The following is a 1,470-nucleotide window of genomic DNA, read 5'->3' as shown; positions in this document are numbered from 1 at the left end:
TGCGTTCGGCGCGGCGCGCGGCCCGGTCGGGCGCCGCGGGGGCGGTGTCGGTGGCTGTGGGAGGGGTCTGGGTCTGGGTGGGTGCTGCGGTCATGGTCACTGGTCCTTCCCGATCACGAGCCGCTGGATCACCGCGACGACCACGGTCAGCGCGAAGAGCGCGACGCCGATGGCGGAGGCGTAACCCAGGTCGAAGTACTTGAAGCCCGCGTCGTAGAGCTGGAAGACGAGCGTGTAGCTGGCGTTGGCGGGTCCGCCGCCGGTCATCGTGTAGACGGCGTCGAAGACCTGGAAGGAGGCCGTCGTCTCGATCACGGCGAGGAAGAACAGGGCGGGCTTGAGCTGCGGCAGCACGATGTACCGGAACCGCTGCCAGGGGCCGGCGCCGTCGGTGAGGGCCGCCTCTTCCAGCTCACGGGGGATGTCCTGCATCCGGGCCAGCAGGATGAGCATCCCGTAGCCGAAGCGGGACCAGATGCCGACGATCGCGAGCGCGGGCAGCACCAGCACGTCGTCGGAGAGCCAGGAGCCCTCGGACATGCCGAACCAGCCCGTCAGTGTGGACCACGGGCCGCCGGTCGAGAAGATCCAGACGAAGACGGTGGCGGCCAGCACCAGCGAGGTGACGACCGGCAGGAAGAACACCGAGCGGAAGAACTTGGCGCCGCGGAACGCGCGGCGGGTGATCAGGGCCAGGGACACCGACGCGATGAGCGTGCCCGGCACGGCGAGCACGGTGTACAGGACGGTGACCTTCAGCGCCTGCCAGAACAGCGGGTCGTCCCGCAGGCGGGTGAAGTTGTCCAGCCCGATGAAGCTGCCGCCGCCGGTCAGGGAGTAGTCGGTGAAGCTCATCAGTACACCGGCGATGCCCGGACCGAACCGGAAGGCCAGGAAGAGCAGGAAGCACGGAAGGACGAAGAGCAGGCCGATTTGGGCCTCGCGGCGCGCCTGCGGCCCGCTGCGACGGCCCCGGCGGCGGGTGGGTTCCGCGACGACTGCCACGGGGATCTCCTTGCGGTACGGGGGAATTGCGGGGGGTCGGGGGGTGTTCCCCCCGGAGGGTGCGGGGCCGGGGTCCGGGTGCGGCCGGACTCCGGCCCCGCGCGTGATCAGCGGCCGAGCATCGCCTGCGCGGCCTTCTGCGCGGCGTTCAGTGCCTCCTGCGGGTTCTTCTTGCCCAGCAGTGCCGCCTGGATCTCGGGCGCGAGCACGCCCTGGACCTCACGGGCCTTGTCCTGGAGCGGGCCCACGGTCATGCTCGGCAGCGTCGCGCCGACCGCCGTCTGCAGGACGTCGCCCGGGTAGAGGTCGCCGCCGGACTTGCGGGCCGGGAAGTAGCCCGCGGCCTTCTGCAGACCGGCCGCGTTCTTCGACTCGGCGACGAAGTTCAGCCAGTCGCCGGTGTTCTTCTTGTCGGCACCCTTCAGCATCGACAGCGCGCCCACGGTGCCGTATCCGACCGACTCG

General features: G+C 70.5%; 1 protein-coding gene and 1 pseudogene. Both read right to left on the bottom strand.

Features of this window, described 5'->3' with window-relative positions; genetic code table 11:
- Nucleotides 1-96 precede the first annotated feature (96 nt).
- Entirely contained in the window at nucleotides 97-1,005 is a 909-nt protein-coding gene (locus ACZ7L9_RS38095) for a carbohydrate ABC transporter permease (RefSeq protein ID WP_471422100.1), read from the bottom strand.
- A gap of 107 nt (nucleotides 1,006-1,112) precedes the next feature.
- Nucleotides 1,113-1,470, bottom strand: a pseudogene (locus ACZ7L9_RS38090) (sugar ABC transporter substrate-binding protein); the annotation flags it as partial.

Source organism: Streptomyces sp. NPDC111516 (genome assembly GCF_055635345.1).
This window is presented reverse-complemented; position numbering and strand designations above follow the sequence as displayed.